The organism is Cupriavidus sp. MEYA8, from assembly GCF_059278825.1.
This window is the reverse complement of the sequence record NZ_CM181222.1, coordinates 1610695-1631909: the sequence shown is the minus strand read 5'-3', so window position 1 is coordinate 1631909 and position 21215 is coordinate 1610695. Positions and strand designations below refer to the sequence as shown.

The following is a 21215-nucleotide window of genomic DNA, read 5'->3' as shown; positions in this document are numbered from 1 at the left end:
ATGGCAATGCTTGAATGCTTCGTTCGGCAGCAGCGAACGACGGCGCGCGACCGCGCAGGCCCGGCGTCCAAATTCCTGAACGCTTCGTTCCCCGATCCCGCGCGCACGCGCGCACGCGATTCGCCTATCTTCCTACACGGGATCGGAGCCCCGATCGCATATGAAAACATGGGGAGACGTGGAATGAACCAGTTGAAATGCCTGCCGCAGGAAGAGATTGCCTGGGGACACGACGTGCTGAAGACCGTCGCTGCCTCCATGGAGAACTACGACATCCGCCGTCCGATCACGTTCACGGTCGAATTCCTTGAGGCATTGAACCGCGAGCACCTGCAGCCTGTCATCGGCGACGGCGTGGGCACCTTCACCGGCCTGCCGCCGCATGTGCCCGATTTCGCCGTACGCGACGGGCTGCGTGCCTGCATCGAGGCCGATGCGGCATCGATCATCGCCCTCGGCGGCGGCTCCGTGCTCGACGCCGCAAAGGCAGTCTCGTACCAGCATTTCCAGCAGACGGGCCGCTACCTGCCGATTGCGGCGATTCCGACGACCTTGTCGGGCTCGGAGTTCTCCCACTACTTCGGCGTGACGGAAACGGACGGCCCGCAGAAGTTCAAGCGCAGCTATGCGGTGCGCGAAACGACACCGCGGCTGGTGGTGCTCGATCCCCGCATGATCGTCGACACGCCACGCATGCTGCTGCTGAGTTCGGCCATCAAGGGGATCGACCATGCGGTGGAAGGCATGCGCCGGGTCGACGTGGATCACCCTCACGCCATCCTGGCCGCCAGGGGCGTGGAGCGTTTCCTTGCCGTGCTGGAGAAGTGGCCGCGCAAGCTCGAAACGCGCGAGGCCATCGCGGGCGGACTCGTGTCGACCGACGACCTGCTGCAGCTTCAGCTCGCCGCGTGGCAGTGCTACTTCTATCCCGCTTCGGTCATCTACGGCCTGAGCCATCGCATCGGCCACATCCTCGGCGGGACCTTCGGGGTACCGCACAGCGTGACTTCGTGCATTGCGCTGGCGCCCGTCATCCGCGCCTGCGCCGGCGCCTATGGCCGCAAGCTCGAGATCTTCGCCACGGAACGCGGCAGCCGCCCGCCCGCCGCATTTCTCGCCGACCGCATCGAGGCAGCCGTGGATGCATTGCAATTGCCCAGCCGGCTCCGCGACCTCGATTTCGATCGGGCTAAGCTTCCCGAGATCGCGGCCCTGCTCAGGCAGAACTATCCTTCCGAAGTCGGCGACCTTGGCGACCTTGGCGACAATGCCGGCACCAGGCTGGATGCGCTGCTGGAGAGCCTGTGGTAATGACCGGCCAGCCATCCTACAGCTTCCCGCATCCCGCGGGCCTGCGCCACGCGCTTGCGGCCCTGGCCAGCCGGCGGATCACGGCGACGGGCCTGACCGAAGAGGCGCTCCTCCGCGCGCAAGCCAGCAAGCAATCGCTCAACGCGTTCGCCGCCATTGACCAGGACCGCGCGCTGCAGGCCGCGGCGGAGAGCGACCGCCGCTACGGCGAAGGCAGCCAGCGTCCGCTGGAAGGGCTGCCCATCGCCATCAAGGACCTGATCGACACGAAGGGCATCGAAACACTGTATGGATCTGCCGCCTACCGCGGCAATGTTCCCGCTGCCGATGCCGACATCGTGAAGACACTGACCGGATGCGGCGCCATCGTCATCGGCAAGACCACCACCCACGAATTTGCGTGGGGCGTGACGACCGCCAGCCCGAGCTTCGGCGACACCCTGAATCCCCTCGACCATTCCCGCATTCCCGGCGGCTCCAGCGGCGGCGCCGCGGCGGCGATCGCGCATGGCGCGGTCATGGCGGGCGTGGGCACCGATACCGGCGGCTCGGTCCGTATCCCGGCCGCGCTGTGCGGTGTCGTCGGCTTCAAGCCGACGCTCGGCACGCTGTCCACGCGCGGCGTGTTTCCGCTGGCGGCCACCTGCGACCACGTCGGCCTGCTGGGCGGACAGGTCGATGACGTGCTGGTGCTCGCCGATGCCGCTGGCATCGACATCCGCCGCAGCGATGCCACGCCTTCCGCCCGCCTCGGCATCGTCAGGCAGATCGCGCCGGTGCCGCTGAGTCCTGAGGTCGCCAGCGCATTCGACCAGGCGGTGGAACAACTGGCGCAGCGATTCAGCTGCGTCGACCTCGGCGAGACCCGCCGGTTCGACGCCATGTTCGATATGGTGTTCGATGCCTTTGCGGCCATCGTTCTTATCGAGGGCGGAATCGAGCATTTCCGACGCCACGACTGGGATCGCATCGCCACGCACTACAACCCGGAAACGGTCGACAGACTCAGGCGTGCACAGGCCATGGACCTGCGCGCCTATGCGTCGGCCCACCAGTCGAGGCGGCATTTCACGGCCCGGCTGCATGAAGCGATGTCGACACTCGACTATCTCGTGCTGCCGACCTGCCCCTGCACCGCCCCGCCCCGCGATGCCGGCACGGTCGACATCGGCAACTGGACCGGCACCGTCCGCGAGGCCCTGATGACCTACACCGCGCCGTTCAACGTCGCGGGATTTCCCGCCATCTCGATTCCGCTGCCGTCCCGCGTCGGCGGCCTTCCAGCCGCATTGCAGGTCGTCGGCAGGCCCGGCGGCGACGGCGCGCTGCTGCAGGTCGCGCAGCAGATCGAGTCGATGCTGGGGACCGTCTCCGTTGCACAAGACTTGCCTGACCACACCACCACGAGGAGACCAGAATGAAAGATTCCGTCAAGCCCGCATCCCGGGCACCGGCAGAAACGCCAGCCGGGCGCACGCCATACAGTGACTGGTTGCAGACAGACGTGCTCCACTCGCTGCAGCACCCGGTCAGCGATCATCCCGGCGAGCACGCCTGGATCGTATCGGCGCAGGTGTCCGAGCTCTACTGGATGCTGATCATCAGGGAAATCCAGGCCGCGCAGGCGCAATTGCGTGCCGATGACCTGGCCGGCGCATGCCGCACGCTGCGGCGCGTGGTTGCCCACCACGAGCCGCTCAATGCCACCTGGCGCTCCATCGCGTGGATGACGCCGGTCGACCTGCTGGCCATCCTGTCCTGCGTCGGGCCGAAGTTTGGCAAGGACACCGCACTGCAGGGCTGGACGTTCCGGCAGATGGTCTACCTGCTCGGCATCAAGCAGGGGGAGCACCTGCAGCACTTCCTGCCGCAGCCCCGGCGCTGGGAGCAGCTCAGCAAGGCGCTGGCAGAGCCGAGCCTGTATGACGACGTGCTCGCCCACCTGAGCCGCAAGGGCTTCGCCGTGCCGGCGCTGGCACTCGACCGCGATTTCAGCGTGCCCTACGCGCCGGACAAGGCGGTCGAAAACGTCTGGCGCGACGTCTACGCCGACCCGGACCAGCACCGCGAACTGCAGCAACTCGGCGAGACGCTGGCCGATATTGCGGAGGGATTCTCCGCATGGAAGCACCTGCACCTGATGGCCACGCGCCGGACCTTCGGCGCCCGGCCGGCCTACTTCGGCACCGAGGGCATTGCCTGGCTGCTGCCGACCATGAACGAGATCCCGTTCCCTGAACTCTGGTCCGCGCGCGGCTTCATCGGCGATCCGCCCGCGGTGTGTCCGCACGCGCGCGGACAGGCCGGCGCCCGGGCTGCGGAGTGACGTGACTAACCATCAGCTGGAAGAAACCCATGCGCAATGACTTGTTGAGAAACCTGGCAGCCGGTGCCCGCGCTGCCATCGCCGATCCTGCGCGGATCTCCATCGTGGGAAGCGATGCAAACCCGCGCTTTGAGCTGTTCCACGCGGCCAGTTCGCTGTGCTCGCAGAAGGTCCGCACGGTGCTGTCCGAGAAGCAGTTGCCATACCGGTCGAACGACATGATGATCCTGAGTTCGATGGGTCCGGACGGCGTCGTTCCCGCGGAGCACTATCACCCGCCCTATGTACGCCTGCGGCTGATGGCCGGACTGGAAATCGGGCGGGAGTTCGTCAGCGGCTATAGCGGGCGCCCTTCCGTGGATACCGACGGCTTCGATCCGTGCGCGGTGCCATTGCTCGTCGACTACGAAGCCTCCCGCGTGATCGCGGATTCCCGGCGGATCTGCTGCTATCTCGACGCGGTATCGCGCGCGCCCGTCCAGCTCTTGCCGGACGATGCCGAGGCGCGTGCCGCGGTGATGCGCCAGGTGAGCATCGTCGACCAGATGCCGAACGGCGCCCTGCTATATGGCTTTCATCCCGACACCGACCGGCGGCCAGACGCGCTCAAGACGGTCATGGAAGCGGTCTACGACCACAAGATCGCAGCGCTCGAGGCCATGCTGGCCGGCAATGGCGACGACGCTGAACTCGTTGCCGCCTATCGCGCCAAGCTCGCGAAGGAGCGCGGTGGCCGGGCGGTCCGCCGCGATGCCGCATTCCAGCGTGCCGCGCACCATCACGTCGAAGGCGTGTTGAAGGAGCTGGACCGCACGCTGGGGGCCGCACCGGCCCTGTATGTTGCGGGACACGCGTTCTCCCTTGGAGATGTGCTGTGGGGTGTCAACCTGGTGCGGCTGGCGTACCTGGGGCTCGCGCCGATGTGGCACGACCTGCCCAACGTTGCCCGCTATGTCGAAACCCTGGTCAAGCGGCCTTCGCTCTGCAGGGAGGCGGTCCGCGCCACGATCGACTCGCTGCCGCCATCGCGACAGATGGATGCCTTGGGAACCTGCATGGAGACGGCGCCGGCCTGAGCGGTAGCCAGCTTGTCATCGGGCTGTGCCGATGAAGCAATCGGGCGGAGACTCCGAGTCTCCGCCTTTTTTTACGATCAGGCTTTTACTTTCAGGCTGCCACGGGCTCCGGCTGGACGTGCAGGGCACGGGCGACAGTCGTCACCCTGCGGCCCTGGTACCGTGCAACGTCGAGGTGATCGTCGTCGGGCTTCACGGTGTCACGGTGCGAGACGTGCGTCGCGCCGTAGGGGGTGCCGGCCTTGAACATCGCCGCGTCGGCATAGCCCAGCGGCACGATGATCAGGCCCAGGTGGGCCATGGGCGTGTAGGCCGCCAGCAGCGTGGCTTCATTGCCGCCGTGGCGCGAGGACGTCGTGCCGAACACCGAGCCCACCTTGCCGTTGAGCTTGCCCGCGAACCACAGGCCGCCGAGCCCGTCGATATAGGCCTTGAGTTCGGTCGAGATGGTCCCGAACCGCGTCGGCGTGCCGAACACGATGGCGTCGGCCCACTCGGCATCGGCTTCGGTCGGCGCGTCGTATTTCGCGTTCATCTCCGTGGCGTTCTCGAGCCAGCCCGGCGCCTGCCGCATGACGTCGGGGCCGACGACCTCCCGCGCGCGCCGCATGCGGACTTCGGCGCCGGTATCGAGGGCCCCCTCGGCGACAGCCTTGGCCAGCATCTCGGTGGAGCTGTTGCGTGAATAGAAAACGATCAGTACCTTTGGCTTGCGCATATCGATCCCCAGCAACGTCATGCGGAAATGGGCTCGAGCCGGCCCAGCAGCTCATCCTTGCGATCCACCAGCCAGGGCGGAAGCTGGAACTCCTCGCCAAAATGGCCGGGCTCTTCATCGATCGCGAAGCCGATGTCGGTGGTCGTGGCCTCGAACATCACGCCGCCGGGCATCTTGAAGTACATCGAGCGGAAATAGTTGCGGTGCACCGATTCGGAGGTGTCGATGTAGCCCAGCGCAAACAGCTTCTCCTTCAGGATCGCCTGCTGTTCGACGTTGTCCACGGCGAACGCCACATGGTGGATCGTACCCTCGCCGTAGATCGACGAGCCCTGGTGCCGGTCCGGCTCATGCTGGAACTCGACGACCGTGCCCGGGCCGCCGGTGTACGTCTCGAAGCGGTAGTAGGGTCCCGACTGGCCAACGTGGCGGAAGCCGATCGCTTCGCTCATGAAGCGGATCGATTCGGCGACATCGCGCAGCGACAGCGTGATGCTGTGCACGCCGCGGATGGCATGGGCCTCGGGGATATCGCTGGCCACGCAGGCCGGACGCGGGTCCAGATCCGTTTCGACGAGATCGAACTCGATGCCGCACGGATGCTGGAACCGCTGGCGGCGCTCGCCGAAGCGCTCGACGATCTCGCTGTCATACGGCACGTTCATGGCATCGAAGCGGCTGCGCCAGAACTCGAGCGAGCCCGTGGGCACCGAGTAGTTGATGACCCGCACCTGGCCCGATCCCTGGCGCGCCATGACCCCGCGCTGGCGGAACGGGAACGACGTCACCAGGGTCCCCGGATCGCCATTCGCGTTGCCGTAGTAGAGGTGGTAGATGGGATCTTCACCGTCGAGAAGCACGGTCTTCTTCACGAGGCTCTGCCCGAGCAGCTTGACGTAGAAGTCCACATCCTCCTGCGCGTGCCGCACGCCGGCGGTCAGGTGATGAAATCCCTTGAGCATTGTCATTGTCCTCTCCAGTTTGAAATAAGCATGTAGAAACAGCGCAGAGCCGCTCCTGCGCAACAGCTTATGTCGCCGGATTCCGCTTGGGCAGCCGTCACGGGTTGTACGCAGGGTTCGGCAAACTTGGACAATGGCGCCCGGTGCGGCGCGGTGCGCCCGGTGGGCACCAAGGCTTGCCCGGATGGCAGTGGGCGCCGGCGCTGGAGTATGATCGGGCGTCACCCACTCGCCCCCTCAGCAAACCCGCCGGCATTGGAATGGCCGGCCAATCCCCATGCCATGCTCGATCTGAAGGACGTCTATTACTTCGTGCAGGTGGTCGACCGCGGCGGATTCACCGCGGCCGGCGAGGCGCTCCGGCTTCCGAAGTCCACGCTGAGCCACCGCGTCAAGGAACTGGAAGCCTCGCTGGGCGTGCGGCTCATCAACCGGACCTCGCGCCAGTTCGCGATGACGGAAGTGGGCCAGGAGTTCTACCAGTACGCCATGGCGCTGATGCGCAGTGCCGAGCTTGCCGAAGAAGCCATGCGCCAGCGGCTGGCGGAGCCGAGTGGCGTGATCCGCGTGACGGTGGCTGTGGACATCGCCCAGTTCGCGCTGCGCCACGTGCTGCCGACCTTCCTCTCCGACCACCCCAAGGTGAGAATCGACGAAACCGCCACGGACAGGATCGTGGACATCGTCGGCGAGGGCTTCGACCTGGCGATCCGCGGTCATGTCGGCCAGCTGCAGGACTCCAACCTGGTCCAGCATCCGCTGGCCAGGACGCCGTGGTATCTCTTCGCCGGGCCCGACTATCTCGAACGGACGTCGGTGCCGACGCAGCCCGAGGAACTGGCGTCTCACTCTATCATCGCCATGGCGGGCAAGGGCGCGTCGCAATGGCAATTGCAGGGGCCGGACAAGCGCGTGGCCACCGTGCCGTTTGAACCGAGGTTCCTGAGCAACAGCCTGATCTCGCTGAAAGAAGCGGCGTGCGCGAACGTCGGCATCACCGCGCTGCCGGTGTACGCCTGCCAGGCCGAGCTGAAGGCAGGCGGGCTGCGGCAGATACTGCCGGAATGGATCGCCGCGGACGCCCGTATCACCGCCCTCATTCCCTATCGCACGGGCCTGCTGCCGGCGGTCCGCACACTGGTGGACTATCTCGCCGTGGTGCTGCCGGAGGTGACGGCGTTCGACCGGCACTGAGCCCGCCCGGAACGCAGCAACGCCGCAACGCCGAACGCCGGAACGCTAGCCGGCGGCGCGCTCCGACTTCTTCGCCAGCTCCAGGCACGCTCAAACCGCTCGAACAGGAAATCGATGAAGACGCGCAGCTTCGCGGGCTGGTGGCGGCGGCATTGGTATGCCACGTTTATCGTCAGCCTGGGAAGCTGCCGGTCCGCCAGCACCGCCACCGGCCGGCCGGCCACGATGTCTTCGTAGATGATGTGCCTCACCCACGCCGCGTGCCGCGAGACTATCGCGCCGCGGTCGATTCGCGCTCGAATTCGCGGATCACCGGGTTGCCAAGGATGGCATCCCTTCCCGCTTCGATCAGGCGATCGACGTCACTCTCGGGCAGGCGAAGCCTCGTCGGCAGCTCGTTCAGACTTGCAGCACGCTCCTTGTCGAGGGACTCAAACGAGATCCGCGTGACCAAGAATTCCACTTCGTTGCAACGCCAGCCTGGGCGGCGTGCGGCGATCTCCTGCAGCCGGGAATTCGGCATCCCGCACCGATACGCCACGAGGTCGTCGCGCCACTGCTGCATCATTTGATGGATGGGCGATCCGGCCAGCATGCCGTCCGGCGCCACGATAGTGGTCAGGTATTCGAGCCGTTCAACTGCTCGCACGTCGGCTGTGCATCGGACTGCGGACATCGACCATCTAGCGCGTTCAAAGCCTCGTTGCGCTCCTGTGATGACGGAGCCAGAACGACAATCGCGAGGTCAAGCGGCACCACCCGATAAACGAGCGTTAGTCCAGAGCCGCCCGAGTTTCACGAAGAATCTCTTCTGACAGTTCAGGATCATCCACCGCCCGAGCCAGAATGAGCGCGCCGACGATGCTTGAAAGGGTATGAATCGCATCGCGACGAGCATTCTTCTTTTTTGTCTTTGCACCAGGCTCAGTGAAGCCTTTGAGCATACCCTCGACATGCTGTGTGAAGGCCGGTTGAGCCGCAGGTTCACGCGCAATCTCGCCAGCCAATCCTGCCATCATGCATCCGTTGCCTCTGTCGTCGCGGTGTTGCTCGGTGAGATATCCGTCAACGTATTGAGCCCGCTGCTCACCGCGAGCCCCGCGTTCTCTCATGGACGCGAGCGCTTTGGCCGATGTGTCTTCGATACTCTTCGCGATCAGATCCTCTTTTGACTCGAAGTGATTGTAGAAGGCGCCATGTGTAAGGCCGGTCGCCTTCATGATCTCGCTGAGGCTGACTCCGGAAAATCCGTGTTCGCGAAACAAAATGGATGCCTGTTCCAGGATCCGGGCATGCTTCTCTGCCGTCTCTTCTGGCGGGTAACGCATTGCGTCCTCCGAAAACTGCGAAAAAATTGGTTGACGGCAAACAGTATAACCATCATGCTTGGCAAACGGAAGCATGATGGTCATCATGTTTGACGGGTCGCATTTCAAGCGACCCTGGGCACGTGCGCGCCCCCTAACATGATGATCATACTGCTTAGTCTTGCGGACACGGCGCACAAGCTTTGGCCGCGCTTCCTTAGTCTCCGGAGATCCATATGAAGAAGTTTCTCGTTACAGGTTCCACTGGCGTTACAGGCACTCCTACCGTTCGCCTCCTGCTCGAAAACGGCCACAAGGTGATGGCTTTCGTTCGTCGTGAAGACGTCCGTTCCGAGGCGATGAAGGAACTGGGCGCGGAAATCGTGACCGGCGATATGCTGAAGATCGAAGATGTCCGTCGTGCGATGAAGGGTGTTGATGGAGTCTACTTCTGCTATCCACTGACACAAGGCGCGGTAGAAGCTACGGCGATCCTCGCCCAGGCTGCAACCGAGCACAGTGTGAAGCAGATCGTGTACATGTCGCACCGACAGTCGCGCCCGCACGCGCGCAGCCCGGCAACGATGAGTCACTGGCTTTCCGAGCAGATCCTCGACCGCTCGGGCATTCCGACAGCACATCTTCGCGTCAATTTCTTCGCCGAATGGATCTTGTACACAGCCGCTGAGATTCGCGCCGGCCGCTATCTGACGCCGTTCGATCCGGAGAGCCGCTTCGTGCCCATCGCCGCTGTCGATATCGCACGAGTGGTTGGAAAGATTCTTGAGAATCCCGAGGCGTTCGGCAGGACGATCATTCCGGTCACAGGCTCGGTCGAAGTCAGCCACATCGAACTCACGGGCATTCTCGCGAGGACGCTCGGAAAGGAGATTCGCTTCGAGCAGGTGTCGCCGGACGAATTCGTAAAGGCCATTGGCCTGGACGGCGATCCTTCCTTTGCTGCCCATTTCAAGGCGGTCAAGGTCGATCAGCAGGAGCAATTGCTTGCCGGTGTCGACAAGAGCGCGGCGGAGATCGTCGGTCAGCCGCTGACGACGCCCGAACAGTTCATCGAAGAGCATCGCCATCTCTTGGCGTAAATGTCACCGCCGAGTCGCTAGTTGCCCCTGGCGCATGCGCACCCCTGGGCGGGTGCGCCGACGTCGGAGACCGGCCACTCAGAGTCGTTCGGCAGAACCGCTTTCTGACTCGAATGCGCCTCCGGGAAGCCATCTCCCATCGCCATTCACGAAAGTAGGAGATTGGCTGACATCGCTGTGAGCTTCCCTGACCTACTACTGAAGCACCATGACACAACGAAGTTCGGAGACAGCAATGAGAAAGCTAGCCTTCCTTGCCGCCCTTTCGTTAGCCGTTGCAGCTTGGGCGCAGGGCGGTCGCTACGGTTCCCCTCCAACACCCGGGACTGACACTGGCCGGCGCGCGGAGCCGTCTGTGCAGGCAGCCAGCGGTGTCTCTGGCGAGCGCGCAAAAACGAACGGCAAGGCTGACCGCGATATGGGGCGTGCCGCCGGCCAGGGCGCGTCCGCGGCAGCAACGCCTGGCCACCCCGCGTCGTCGCCCAGGAGTCGGCCTTGATGCCCTGTTGGCGGCACTCGAGCTGGCCTCGTTGCGCCGAAATGCAGTGCGCTGGATATCCTTGACTACAAGGGCGCAAGGGCACAAAGGCTCAAGGGGGGCCGTCGAAGGCATCAAAGCGTATATCGGGCGCGTCGGTATTATGCCGCGACGGCACCACCCTCCCGAAACGCACGGAACGCGCCTGTAGCGCGGTAGTTTCGGCCACGGAGGTGTGGTGCGCGCGGCCGGCGGCATCACGCCACTCGACACGGCTTATATCGGCGTTGTCGTCGGCAACATACATCGAGCGCAGCATTGCGAAGCCTGACATGTCAGCCGCCGCGGACTTGTTGGAGGATCGATAGCTCGGCTCGAATGTCACATCGAGCGCGGTGCGCTCGCGGCTCACTTCGATCAATCGCACGCTGGCCTCGCCGCCTGCGATGAAGCGCAGTCGAATGGTTCGCCCCTTGGGGTCGATATCGATATCGGCGATCTCCACAACGGGTCTGCCAGCCTCCGTTATCGGGCCAATCAGAAACGATGAGCCGTATGAATTGCTGCTAGCGGGTGCTGCCGGCAATGGCTTGGCCCGCCAGTACCCGTCGGGGGGGTACAACACCAGCACTTGCGTCTCGCGCAATTTTCCAGCGTGCGAGTGCTTTACATAAAACTGCAGCAGATGGAACTCCTGATACACGCTGCCCCACACCGCCACTGGCACAGACCGTGTCCGCCAGAACGTCTCGTAGGTATTGCCTTCGATGGCGAGATCAGGCCCGTCGTAGATTCGCACCTTACGTGGCTCGAAGCGACGGCCCGGATCCGCGCGGGGCGAATTTTCGCCGAAGTCGCAGTTGGAGAAGTCCGGCGGCGGATAACGGAGCTCGCGAACCTTGCCGAGATATGGCGGATGTAGCGCCTCTACGCGGAAACGCTGGATTGCCGGCGAACTCAGTACGAACGAGACGTTGTCCTCCTCGGTGCATTGGGTCGGCGCGGTGAAGTTCCGCACCTCGATGGTCACGGGTGCGGCGCTTGCTGATCGGGGAGCGCCAGGAACCAGCGAATAGACAGCCGCGATTACGGCGGCAAAAAGATTGGCTTGCCATGACCTGGGGAATCCGTCGGATTTTGACATGTAAGCATCGTAGGCGTTGGCGCAGGCTGCAATGAGACTATCGCGCCGTGGTCATTGGCGCTCGAATTCGCGGATCACCGCGTATCTCCATGGCGCACGACCTCCGGATGACGCATGAGCAGCTTCGGAGAACGCGGCGTATTCGAGTGGATACCTCTCTATGCGGTCAGTGTAGGACTGGGTGCTACTGTGGCGTGCAGGTCTCCCGGCTCTTGATGGACGGGCGATCCGGCATGCGCGGCGCGCTCGTGCAGGTGGGCGGTATCCGTGCGGTCGATCATGAGACTAAGCAACTCTGGTCTGTTGTAGTGTCCCGCCGAGTCCATCAATACCTTGCGCCGGTCGATCAAAGAGAAATCAAGATCGGCGACGACCTCACCCTCACCCGAGCGGATAGGTTCGCCCAACAGCATGCCGTCCGGCGCCACGATAGTGGTCAGGCAACCGCCGGAAATCGGCTCGATGTCGCACCCCGTATCCCTAATGATTTGCGCCTGCTGGTCAGGGTCCAGCCACGCTGTTGCGTTCACGACGAAGCAGCCGGACTCAAGCGCATGCTGCCGGATATTGATTTCCATCCTTTTGGCAAACCCTTCGCCGAAGGCTGACCCCGGATACATGGCCGAATGGATCTGCTCGCCGTCGGCGATCATCGCGTAGCGCGCGAGCGGATTGTTGTGCTCAAAGCATGCGAGCTGGCCGATTCGTCCGACCTTGCTGTCGACCGCGCGAAGGCCCGATCCGTCGCCCTGCCCCCAGATCATGCGTTCGAAATAGGTGGGCGTGATCTTGCGGCGGCGCTGGATCAGGGTCCCGTCCGCGTCGAAGAGCAACTGCGTGTTGTAGATGGTGCCTCCGTCACGCTCATTTACACCAATGGACACCACCATGCCGGCCTTGCGGGCCGCCTCGGCGATCGCGTGGGTGGCCGGGGACGGCACCGTCACGGACTGCTCGAGCAACCTGAGATGCTCATTTCCGGCAAGAAGCTGAAGGCCCGTCTGGACCGCTGAAAAATACGGGTAGTACGGCACCACGGTTTCCGGAAACGTGGCGAACTGCACCCCCTTCTCACCAAGCTCCCGGATCTTCCGCACGACTTTATCCACGGTTGCCTCACGGCTGTAAAGCACGGGGCTGATCTGGACTGCTGCTGCTTTGATGACTGTCATTTGAAAAATTTCCTTTGAATGGGACGCGGCATCGTAGTGCCGCATCGAAGTTGGATAGGTGTATCCAGTGCCGAGCGTCGATGTGGCTGCCTCCGGCTCACGGTGGGTCCGTCTCAGAACCCGCTGGGTCCGGGCAGGCGACCAAGGACTTGTTCGACTCGGCGCGACAAGGCAAGCAGCTCACGGCCAGCTGCCGCATCGAGCTCGAGCCCGAGTGGAAGGCCTTCAGAGTTCAGTGCCATCGGGATGCTGATACCCGGCGGTCCGAAGCAATTGGATGGCTTTGACAGATACAGGATAGGGGCCTAGGCTTTAGCTCAAATGACCAACTTCCCTCCTTTTAGGCCAACATGAAACGCGTCGGACTCGTGGTGTTCCCCGGCTTCCAGATCCTCGACATCGTGCCGGTCTCCGTGTTCGAGCTGGCTAACGCTGCTGCACCCAGGGCGGCTTATGACATCCATGTCGTCTCCGAATCTGGCGGTGCGGTGAAGAGCTCGATGGGCACGGCCGTCCAGACCGTTGCGCTGGATCCGAACATCTATGACACAATCATCATGGCCGGCGCGACCACGCCTCAGCCGTCATCGCCCAGGCTCCGAAAGCTGCTCGCGCGTGCTCTCGAGCCCACCCGGCGCATGGCCGGCATTTGCACCGGCGCCTTCGTCCTGGCCGAGGCCGGCATCCTGGAGGGCCGGCGGGTGACAACGCATTGGGCACATGCGCGTGAGCTTCAGCGGCGCTATCCGTCGATCCGGGTCGAAGAGGATCGGATCTTCATACGCGACGGCACCATCTGGACCTCGGCCGGCATGACCGCCTGCATCGACCTCGCGCTGGCGCTGGTGGAGGGCGACCTGGGCAGCGACGTGTCGAGAGCGGTCGCAAGACAGCTGGTCGTACACCATCGGCGCTCGGGTGGGCAGTCGCAGTTCTCGACACTGTCGGAGCTGGAATCCAGGTCCGATCGCATCCAGGCGGCACTGACCTACGCCAAGAACCACCTGCGCGAAGACCTGTCGGTGGAGCGGCTCGCCCATGCCGTCCACATGAGCCCACGCCACTTCAGCCGAGAGTTCCGCTTGAACACCGGTCAACCTCCTGCGCGCGCCGTCGAGCGGCTGCGCGCGGAAACGGCTCGCATTCTTGTCGAGGCGGATCGGCTCACCATCGAGCGCATCGCGAGTGAAACCGGCTTCTCCGATCCGGAGCGAATGAGGCGGGCGTTCCTGCGCGTCTTCGGCCAACCGCCTCAGGCGTTGAAGCGGGCGGCCCGCTCGCGGCTTGCAGCGGATTCGGCTCAGCTCTAGTGCTAGTGCGAGTGCGCTTTCGCGCCCTCAGGCACGGTGAACGCCAGTGTCACTATCTGTCCGGGGAACACGCTGCTTAAAGAATCTCGAACAGCACGTTGACGTTGCCGCGAAGGGAGCGCGAGTATGGGCAGGTCTGGTGAGCGGTTTCCACCAACTGCCTTTTCACAGAGCCCAAATGAGAACGCGCGGGAGATACACAAATCTACAAATCCCCGCCAACCCTCGTATCGGTGCGCTTGCCGGTCTGGTCGTGCCGGCCGCCGCCCAGGGCCTTGTACAGGTTGACTTCACTGGAGAGTTGCTCGAGCCGGGCTTCGATCAGCAATTGTTGCGCGTTGTAAAGCGAGCGCTGCGCGTCCAGCACGGCAAGGTAGCTGTCGACACCCGTGCGGTAGCGCCGGTCGGCCAGGCCATAGGCGTCCTGGGCAGCTTCCACGAAACGGACCTGGGCCTGGAGCTGGCCGGTGTAGGTGCCCCGCGCCGCCAGCCCATCGGCCACCTCGCGGAAGGCGGTCTGCACCGTTCGCTCGTACTGGGCGACGTTGACATCCTTCTGGATGGTGGCGTAGTCCAGACTGGCCCGCAGGCTGCCGGCGGTAAACAGCGGCAGATTGATGCGCGGCTGGAACAACCACGTGCCGGAGCCGGCCCCGAACAGGCCGGAAAGCTGGCTGCTGGCGGTGCCCGCCGATGCGGTCAGGCTGATGCTGGGGAAGAACGCCGCCCGCGCGGCGCCGATATCGGCGTTGGCGGAGCGCAGCCGGTGCTCGGCCGCGAGCACGTCCGGACGGTTTTGCAGCAGGTCTGAGGGCAGCCCGGCCGGCACATCGGCGAACAGCTTCTGCTCCAGCGGCAGGCCTTCCGGCAGGTCCGCTGGCAGGTTCGTGCCGAGCAGCAGCACCAGCGCATTCTCATCCTGGGCAACCAGCCGGGTGTAACGCGCAAGGCTCGCACGGGCGGTTTCCACGGCGGTCTGCGCCTGGCGCAGGTCCAGCCGGGAAGCGATCCCTTCCTCGTAACTGCGCCGGGTCAGGCCATAGCTGCGCTCATAGTTGGCCAGGGTTTCCCGGGTCAGCCGCAGCAGGGTTTCATCGGCGCGCTGGGTCAGGTAGGCGCTGGCAACGCCCGCCACCAGCGAGATCTGCGCACTGCGGCGTACCTCTTCGCTGGCGAAATACTGTTCGAGCGCGGCTTCGCTGAGGCTGCGCAGGCGGCCGAACAGGTCGATCTCCCACGCCGTGGTGCCCAGCGACACGCCGTACTGGCTGCTGATCAGGCGCTGTCCGGTGGCGGACAGGTCGGCGGGAATGCGCTGGCGCGTGCCCTGTGCGGCCGCGCCGATGGCGGGAAACAGGTCGGCGCGCTGGATGCGGTACTGTGCCCCGAACGCCTCCACGTTAAGGACGGCCACGCGCAGGTCACGGTTGTTCTCCAGCGCCAGTTCGATGAGACGGCGCAGGCGCGCATCGGCGAAGAATTCGCGCCAGCCCAGCTCGACCGCGGGCACCTGGCCGGCTTCGGCGGCGGCATCGGCGGGCAGGTAGGCCGGGCCCTGCGGGTACGCTGCCGCCACCGGCGAGGCCGGGCGCTCATACGTGGGAATCAGGCTGCAGCCGGCCAGCATGGCCATGGCGGCAGCGCAAGACAAGGTCTTCTTCATTCGAGCGCGCCTTTTTCCACGGAGGCGCCATGCGGCTGCGGCCTGCGCTTGCGTCCGAACATGGAGGTGACAGCAACAAAGAACAGCGGCACCCAGAAGATCGCCAGCACCGTGGCAGTGATCATGCCGCCGATCACGCCGGTGCCGATGGCGTGCTGGCTGCCGGCACCGGCCCCGGTCGACACGGCCAGCGGGAACACGCCGAGCATGAAGGCCAGCGAAGTCATCACGATGGGGCGCAGGCGCAAGCGGCACGCCTCCACGGCGGCCTCGACCAGCCCCTTGCCCTGCTCGTACTCGCTCTTGGCGAATTCCACGATCAGGATGGCGTTCTTGGCTGAAAGGCCGATGGTGGTCAGCAGGCCCACCTGGAAGAAAACGTCATTCGACAAGCCGCGCCCCAGCGTGGCAAGCAGTGCGCCGATCACGCCGAGCGGCACCACCAGCATCACCGAGAACGGGATCGACCAGCTTTCGTACAGCGCAGCCAGGCACAGGAACACCACCAGCAGCGAGAGCGCATAGAGCGCCGGAGCCTGCGAGCCCGACAGCCGTTCCTCGTAGGACAGGCCAGTCCAGGCATAACCCACGCCTGGCGGCATCTGCTTCATGATCTCCTCGATCGCGCTCATGGCCTCGCCGGAACTGCGCCCCGGCGCAGGCTCGCCGAGCACTTCCACCGCGGCCACGCCGTTGTAGCGCTGCAGCTTGGGCGAGCCATAGCCCCACTTGCCGTCGGCAAAGGCTGAGAACGGCACCATTTCGCCCTTGTCATTGCGTACAAACCATTTGTCGATATCGTTCGGGTTCATGCGGGAATCCGGGCGGCCCTGCACGTAGACGCGCTTGACCCGGCCGCGGTCGATAAAATCGTTGACGTAGCTGGAACCCCAGGCGATCGACACCGTGCTGTTGATGTCAGCCAGCGAAACGCCGAACGCGCGCGCCTTCTCGTCGTCGATCACCAACTGGTACTGCGGCTGGTCATTCAGGCCATTGGGACGCACGCGCTGCAGCACCGGGCTTTGCGCGGCCAGCGCCAGGAACTTGTCACGCGCGTTCATCAGCGCCACGTGGCCAATGCCGGCCTGGTCCTGCAGGTAGAGGTCAAAACCGGTGGCATTGCCCAGCTCCTGCACCGCGGGCGGGGCGAACGCGAACGACATCGAATCGCGAAAACTCATGAACTTGCGCTGTGCGCGCGCGGCCAGGTCGAATACGCTGGTGCTGTCCCCGCTGCGCTGCGCCCATGGCTTGAGCAGAATGAATGCCAGGCCCGAGTTCTGGCCGCGGCCGGCAAAGTTGAAGCCGTTGACGGTAAACAGCGATGCCACCACGCCGCCCTCTTCCTTGAGCAGGTACTCGCGCATCTGGTCGAGCACCTTCTGCGTGCGCTCGGCGGTGGCGCCGGCAGGCGTCTGCACCTGGGCGTACAGCACGCCCTGGTCTTCTTCGGGCAGGAATGAAGTGGGGATGCGCGTGAACAGGAAGCCCATCACCACCAGGATGGCCACGTAGATCAGCAGGAACGGCAGGCGGCGCTTCAGGATGCCCGACACGCTGCGTTCGTAGCGCTGGGTGGTCGCGCTGAACCTGCGGTTGAACCAGCCAAAGAAGCCGCCCTTGTTCTCGCCATGATCGCCCTTTTCGATGGGCTGGAGCATGGTGGCGCACAGGGCCGGCGTCAGGATCAGCGCGACCAGCACCGACAGCACCATGGACGAGACAATGGTGATGGAGAACTGCCGGTAGATCACGCCGGTCGAACCGCCGAAGAACGCCATCGGCAGGAACACCGCCGAGAGCACCATGGCAATGCCCACCAGCGCGCCCTGGATCTGGCCCATCGAGCGCCGCGCGGCCTCCCTGGGCGGCAGGCCTTCCTCGGCCATCACGCGTTCGACGTTCTCGACCACGACGATGGCGTCATCCACCAGCAGCCCGATGGCCAGCACCATGCCGAACATGGTCAGCGTGTTGATGGTGTAGCCGAACGCCGCCAGCACGCCAAAGGTGCCCAGCAGCACCACCGGCACGGCGATGGTGGGAATCAGCGTGGCGCGCACGTTCTGCAGGAACAGGTACATCACCAGGAACACCAGCACGATGGCTTCCATCAGCGTCTTCACCACTTCCTGGATGGAGCCTGCGATTACCGGCGAGGTGTCATACGGAAAGACCACCTTCATCCCGGGCGGGAAGAACGGCTCCAGGCCATCCAGCGTCGTGCGGATGGCGCGCACGGTTTCCAGCGCGTTGGCCCCCGCGGCCAGCCGCACGGCAATGCCCGAGGCCGCCTGGCCGTTGTATTGGGCGTTGATGTTGTAGTCCTGCCCGCCCAGGCCCACCTCGGCCACGTCCTTCAGGCGTACCTGGGAGCCGTCCGGATTGACCTTGAGCAGGATGTTGCCGAACTGCTCGCTGGTCTGCAGCCGGGTCTTGCCGATCACGCTTGCGTTGAGCTGCTGGCCCCGCACCGCCGGCAGGCCGCCCAGCTGGCCCGAGGCCACCTGAACGTTCTGCGCCCTGATCGCGTTGCTCACGTCCAGCGGCGTGAGCTGGAAGCTATTGAGCCGGGCCGGGTCAATCCATACCCGCATGGCATACTGCGCGCCGAACACCTGGAAGTCGCCCACGCCGTAGGAGCGCGACAGCGGGTCCTGAAGGCTCGAGACAATGTAGTTCGACAGGTCTTCGCGCGTCACCTTGGGATCAGTGGAAATCAGGCCCACGATGACCAGGAAGTTGCGCACCGACTTGGTCACGCGGATGCCTTGCTGCTGCACTTCCTGCGGCAGCAGAGGCTGCGCCAGCGCCAGCTTGTTCTGCACCTGCACCTGGGCAATATCCGGATTGGTGCCCTGCTCGAAGGTCACCGTGATCGTCATGTTGCCGTCGGCGTTGCTTTCGGAGGAGATATAGCGCAGGCGGTCCAGGCCGTTGAGCTGTTGCTCGATCACCTGCACCACGGTGTCCTGCACCGTCTCGGCGGAGGCGCCGGGGTAGTTGACCGAGATGGCGATGGTGGGCGGCGCGATGGCCGGATACTGGCTGATGGGCAGCGCACGGATCGACAGCACGCCGGCCAGCATGATGACCAGCGCGATCACCCACGCAAAGATGGGCCGGTCGATAAAGAAGTTGGACATGGCTACTCCCTCGCCCGGGCGGTGCGCTCAGCGCTTGGCTGCGGATGGGGCCGATGGTGCGGATGGTGCGGATGCACCCGCCACCGGCGCACCCGCCCCGCTCCCGGCCTGGGCTACGCGCACTTTTGCCCCGGGCCGCACGAACTGCAGGCCCTCCACGATGACGCGGTCGCCGGCACCGAGCCCATCGGACACCAGCCACTTGTCGCCAACGGCGCGCTCGGTGCGGATCTGGCGCAGTTCCACCTCGTCCCTGGCATTGACCACCAGCGCCGTCGCCTGGCCCTTGAGATCGCGCGTCACGCCCTGCTGCGGCACGAGCAGCGCATCGGTCTTGACGCCTTCACGCAGGCGGGCATGGACAAACATGCCCGGCAGCAGCTCATGGCGCGGGTTGGGAAACACCGCGCGCAGCGTCACCGAGCCGGTGCCCTGGTCCACGGCCACTTCAGAGAACTCCAGGCGGCCGGTTTCGGGATAGCGGGTACCGTCTTCGAGCACCAGGCTGACCTGGGCCGCGTTGGTGCCGGCACTCTGCAGCGCACCATTGGCCAGTTCGCGCCGCAGCCGCAGCAGCGACGAAGAGGCCTGGGTCACGTCGACGTAGATCGGGTCGAGCTGCTGCACCACTGACAGCGCGGTAGCCTGGCCGTTGGTCACCAACGCACCCTCGGTCACATTCGAGCGTCCGATGCGGCCGGAGATCGGCGCCAGCACCCTGGTATAGCGCAGGTTGATTTCTGCGCGGTCCACCGCTGCCTGCGCCTGCAGCCAGGCAGCCCTGGCCTCGTCATACTGCTGCTTGCTGACCGCCTCGTCACCGACCAGGCGCCCGTAGCGCTCCGCCAGCAGGCGGGCGGATTCCAGCGTCGCCCTCGCGCTCTTGTAGGTGGCCTCGTAGGTAGATGCGTCGATCTGGTAGAGCTGCTGGCCCTGCGTGACGTCGCTGCCTTCCTTGAACAGGCGGCGCAAGATGATGCCATCCACTTGCGGCCTGACCTCGGCAATGCGGAACGCCGTGGTGCGCCCCGGCAGCTGGGTATCCAGCGTCAGTTGCTCGGTCTTGAGCGTGACCACGCTCACTTGCGGTGGCGGCGGGCCCGCGGCCTCCTTCTTGTTGCCGCATCCGGCAAGCATTGATATGGCGATGGCCAGTGTGACCGGAACCCGGGCGCTGCAGCCGCGTGATCGTTGCATTGCGATGTCCCGCTAGGAATGAAGCCGAGTCTGTCGCTGGCGAACCGGTTAGCCGGCGAAGAGTTCCAGGTGACGCAAACGCCATGCCCGCAATTGGTCCAGCGGCAGCGTCGGTTGCTGGCATAGCCAACGAAGTCTAGCGCGACTCGAAGAATTGGTTCGGCCGATTATCGGCCGCTCGTATTTTCAATCACTTACGCGGTGGCCTGACAGATGATGGGCCTGGTCGTAACGGGACCGATCCCGCAAACGGCCAAGCCCTTTGAACTGGGACATTTGTGAGAGCCCCTTACCGCAGAAATCCTCCGGCAACGGGGGCGCAGCAGGCGGCCGGAGCATCAAGGCACGCGCGGTGAGCTCAACTGGCATGACCTGTGCCAGACGCTGAACGCGTAGTGTCGTCAAATAGCAGAAGGGGCAAAGAAAATCGGTCCAGATATCGATTTTCAACGGACGCTGGCCCTTGGAAATGGCATTCATGATGTTCCCTTTGTCGTGGGCGACGTTAAGCGCGATAGAACCGGAGCTCACGGAGAATTGCTCGCTTCAGTCACGGAACATGTGCGTGGCATGTATTACGTCAGGATTGCTCCGCCTGCCAACGTGCCAGCGCCGTGCGCAGCAGGGAAGCCGACGCTGCCAGCAGCACGAGGTCCTTCAGCAGGAACTGGCCGATCGGCGCGGAGATCGCCGGAAACCCGCCGGCAGTCGGCTCGGCAACGCCGGGGGTGGTGACAAAGAACGTCAGCGTGATGGCGTACGTCGCGCATGACATGGCTGCACCCAGTACCGCCACCCTGTGATGGAATGCGCCGACGGCCAGTGTCACCGCGGTGGACAGTTCCATCACGCCAATGACAGCGCTGGCGCCACGTACACCGAATGCGTCGATAAGCCAGGCCATGAAGGGGCTATTCGCGATGAACGGCGCAATGCCCTGCGCTTCATAGCCGGTGAACTTCATCCCGCCGAACCAGAGAAAGACGACAACCAGCGACCAGCGCAGCAACGCCTCGTGGTTGTTGGTGGCTTCGCTGGTGCGCGTTGTGGCGACGGATGTGATGGGTTGCATATTTACTCCTCAACGGATAGGTGGTGTGGTGGAGGA

Annotated in this window: 18 protein-coding genes; 7 read left to right on the top strand and 11 right to left on the bottom strand. The window is 64.4% G+C overall.

All coding sequences use genetic code 11. The annotated features are described in order from the left end of the window. Window positions 1-183 precede the first annotated feature (183 nt). The 4 genes from AC5WJ1_RS24595 to AC5WJ1_RS24580 all read left to right on the top strand — a co-directional run bounded on the left by AC5WJ1_RS24595 (window position 184) and on the right by AC5WJ1_RS24580 (window position 4713). Window positions 184-1311 carry an iron-containing alcohol dehydrogenase gene (locus AC5WJ1_RS24595; protein ID WP_494476620.1) on the top strand — a complete coding sequence of 376 codons (1128 nt, stop codon included), beginning with the start codon at window positions 184-186 and terminating at the stop codon, window positions 1309-1311. Further along, complete coding sequence (locus AC5WJ1_RS24590) at window positions 1311-2732, top strand: amidase (protein ID WP_494476619.1); 1422 nt, start codon at window positions 1311-1313, stop codon at window positions 2730-2732. The genes AC5WJ1_RS24595 and AC5WJ1_RS24590 overlap by 1 nt, the downstream gene beginning before the upstream one ends. Then, complete coding sequence (locus tag AC5WJ1_RS24585; RefSeq protein ID WP_135703053.1) at window positions 2729-3637, top strand: tryptophan 2,3-dioxygenase; 909 nt, start codon at window positions 2729-2731, stop codon at window positions 3635-3637. Before AC5WJ1_RS24590 ends, AC5WJ1_RS24585 begins: the two co-directional genes overlap by 4 nt. A gap of 104 nt (window positions 3638-3741) precedes the next feature. Continuing rightward, complete coding sequence (locus tag AC5WJ1_RS24580; RefSeq protein WP_494476618.1) at window positions 3742-4713, top strand: glutathione S-transferase family protein; 972 nt, start codon at window positions 3742-3744, stop codon at window positions 4711-4713. 91 nt (window positions 4714-4804) lie between these two features. On the opposite strand, the gene wrbA is transcribed toward AC5WJ1_RS24580, so the two are convergent. Next, window positions 4805-5431, bottom strand: a complete 627-nt coding sequence (gene wrbA / locus AC5WJ1_RS24575; protein WP_135703055.1) for an NAD(P)H:quinone oxidoreductase — start codon at window positions 5429-5431, stop codon at window positions 4805-4807. Window positions 5432-5448: 17 nt separating this feature from the next. Further along, window positions 5449-6399, bottom strand: a complete 951-nt coding sequence (locus AC5WJ1_RS24570) for a ring-cleaving dioxygenase (protein ID WP_135703056.1) — start codon at window positions 6397-6399, stop codon at window positions 5449-5451. 276 nt (window positions 6400-6675) lie between these two features. Between AC5WJ1_RS24570 and AC5WJ1_RS24565 the strand changes: the two genes are divergently transcribed. Further along, on the top strand, window positions 6676-7587 hold the full coding sequence (locus tag AC5WJ1_RS24565) for a LysR substrate-binding domain-containing protein (protein ID WP_133095731.1): 912 nt from the start codon (window positions 6676-6678) through the stop codon (window positions 7585-7587). A gap of 271 nt (window positions 7588-7858) precedes the next feature. Here the strand turns inward: AC5WJ1_RS24565 and AC5WJ1_RS24560 are convergent, their stop codons facing one another. Both AC5WJ1_RS24560 and AC5WJ1_RS24555 read right to left on the bottom strand, forming a co-directional pair. After that, window positions 7859-8236 carry a hypothetical protein gene (locus AC5WJ1_RS24560; RefSeq protein WP_255519633.1) on the bottom strand — a complete coding sequence of 126 codons (378 nt, stop codon included), beginning with the start codon at window positions 8234-8236 and terminating at the stop codon, window positions 7859-7861. 124 nt (window positions 8237-8360) lie between these two features. Further along, window positions 8361-9002 (bottom strand): TetR/AcrR family transcriptional regulator, encoded by a 642-nt coding sequence (locus AC5WJ1_RS24555; protein ID WP_494476617.1) that lies wholly within the window; start codon window positions 9000-9002, stop codon window positions 8361-8363. Window positions 9003-9130: 128 nt separating this feature from the next. Between AC5WJ1_RS24555 and AC5WJ1_RS24550 the strand changes: the two genes are divergently transcribed. Beyond that, window positions 9131-9994: an NmrA family NAD(P)-binding protein gene (locus AC5WJ1_RS24550; protein ID WP_135703057.1), complete on the top strand. Its 864-nt coding sequence runs from the start codon at window positions 9131-9133 to the stop codon at window positions 9992-9994. Between the two features lie 590 nt (window positions 9995-10584). Here the strand turns inward: AC5WJ1_RS24550 and AC5WJ1_RS24545 are convergent. Together AC5WJ1_RS24545 and AC5WJ1_RS24540 are read right to left on the bottom strand one after the other, a co-directional pair. Beyond that, window positions 10585-11616: a hypothetical protein gene (locus AC5WJ1_RS24545; protein ID WP_240745826.1), complete on the bottom strand. Its 1032-nt coding sequence runs from the start codon at window positions 11614-11616 to the stop codon at window positions 10585-10587. 158 nt (window positions 11617-11774) lie between these two features. Then, the gene (locus AC5WJ1_RS24540; RefSeq protein ID WP_135703058.1) at window positions 11775-12788 is read right to left on the bottom strand and encodes a carbon-nitrogen hydrolase family protein; all 1014 of its coding nucleotides are present in this window, start codon (window positions 12786-12788) and stop codon (window positions 11775-11777) included. Between the two features lie 350 nt (window positions 12789-13138). Here AC5WJ1_RS24540 and AC5WJ1_RS24535 point away from each other — a divergent pair, with 350 nt between their 5' ends. Further along, a complete protein-coding gene (locus tag AC5WJ1_RS24535; protein ID WP_133095736.1) occupies window positions 13139-14098 on the top strand; it encodes a GlxA family transcriptional regulator in 960 nt (319 codons plus the stop codon). A 205-nt stretch (window positions 14099-14303) separates the two neighbouring features. On the opposite strand, the gene AC5WJ1_RS24530 is transcribed toward AC5WJ1_RS24535, so the two are convergent. From AC5WJ1_RS24530 to AC5WJ1_RS24510, 5 genes are all read right to left on the bottom strand, one after another. Beyond that, complete coding sequence (locus AC5WJ1_RS24530; protein ID WP_494476616.1) at window positions 14304-15761, bottom strand: AdeC/AdeK/OprM family multidrug efflux complex outer membrane factor; 1458 nt, start codon at window positions 15759-15761, stop codon at window positions 14304-14306. Next, complete coding sequence (locus AC5WJ1_RS24525; protein WP_494476615.1) at window positions 15758-18910, bottom strand: efflux RND transporter permease subunit; 3153 nt, start codon at window positions 18908-18910, stop codon at window positions 15758-15760. Before AC5WJ1_RS24525 ends, AC5WJ1_RS24530 begins: the two co-directional genes overlap by 4 nt. A 27-nt stretch (window positions 18911-18937) precedes the next feature. Continuing rightward, a complete protein-coding gene (locus AC5WJ1_RS24520; protein WP_133095739.1) occupies window positions 18938-20107 on the bottom strand; it encodes an efflux RND transporter periplasmic adaptor subunit in 1170 nt (389 codons plus the stop codon). Between the two features lie 186 nt (window positions 20108-20293). Next, entirely contained in the window at window positions 20294-20587 is a 294-nt protein-coding gene (locus tag AC5WJ1_RS24515) for a DsbA family protein (protein WP_135703062.1), read from the bottom strand. Between the two features lie 100 nt (window positions 20588-20687). Further along, the gene (locus AC5WJ1_RS24510) at window positions 20688-21179 is read right to left on the bottom strand and encodes a YkgB family protein (RefSeq protein WP_135703063.1); all 492 of its coding nucleotides are present in this window, start codon (window positions 21177-21179) and stop codon (window positions 20688-20690) included. Between the last annotated feature and the right edge of the window lie 36 nt (window positions 21180-21215).

Coding starts and splice junctions, on each gene's coding strand:
- AC5WJ1_RS24595 (WP_494476620.1), top strand. CDS start 184: ATGAACCAGTTGAAATGCCTGCCGCAGGAAGAGATTGCCTGGGGACAC.
- AC5WJ1_RS24590 (WP_494476619.1), top strand. CDS start 1,311: ATGACCGGCCAGCCATCCTACAGCTTCCCGCATCCCGCGGGCCTGCGC.
- AC5WJ1_RS24585 (WP_135703053.1), top strand. CDS start 2,729: ATGAAAGATTCCGTCAAGCCCGCATCCCGGGCACCGGCAGAAACGCCA.
- wrbA (WP_135703055.1), bottom strand. CDS start 5,431: ATGCGCAAGCCAAAGGTACTGATCGTTTTCTATTCACGCAACAGCTCC.
- AC5WJ1_RS24570 (WP_135703056.1), bottom strand. CDS start 6,399: ATGACAATGCTCAAGGGATTTCATCACCTGACCGCCGGCGTGCGGCAC.
- AC5WJ1_RS24565 (WP_133095731.1), top strand. CDS start 6,676: ATGCTCGATCTGAAGGACGTCTATTACTTCGTGCAGGTGGTCGACCGC.
- AC5WJ1_RS24555 (WP_494476617.1), bottom strand. CDS start 9,002: ATGATGACCATCATGCTTCCGTTTGCCAAGCATGATGGTTATACTGTT.
- AC5WJ1_RS24550 (WP_135703057.1), top strand. CDS start 9,131: ATGAAGAAGTTTCTCGTTACAGGTTCCACTGGCGTTACAGGCACTCCT.
- AC5WJ1_RS24545 (WP_240745826.1), bottom strand. CDS start 11,616: ATGTCAAAATCCGACGGATTCCCCAGGTCATGGCAAGCCAATCTTTTT.
- AC5WJ1_RS24540 (WP_135703058.1), bottom strand. CDS start 12,788: ATGACAGTCATCAAAGCAGCAGCAGTCCAGATCAGCCCCGTGCTTTAC.
- AC5WJ1_RS24535 (WP_133095736.1), top strand. CDS start 13,139: ATGAAACGCGTCGGACTCGTGGTGTTCCCCGGCTTCCAGATCCTCGAC.
- AC5WJ1_RS24530 (WP_494476616.1), bottom strand. CDS start 15,761: ATGAAGAAGACCTTGTCTTGCGCTGCCGCCATGGCCATGCTGGCCGGC.
- AC5WJ1_RS24525 (WP_494476615.1), bottom strand. CDS start 18,910: ATGTCCAACTTCTTTATCGACCGGCCCATCTTTGCGTGGGTGATCGCG.
- AC5WJ1_RS24520 (WP_133095739.1), bottom strand. CDS start 20,107: ATGCAACGATCACGCGGCTGCAGCGCCCGGGTTCCGGTCACACTGGCC.
- AC5WJ1_RS24515 (WP_135703062.1), bottom strand. CDS start 20,587: ATGAATGCCATTTCCAAGGGCCAGCGTCCGTTGAAAATCGATATCTGG.
- AC5WJ1_RS24510 (WP_135703063.1), bottom strand. CDS start 21,179: ATGCAACCCATCACATCCGTCGCCACAACGCGCACCAGCGAAGCCACC.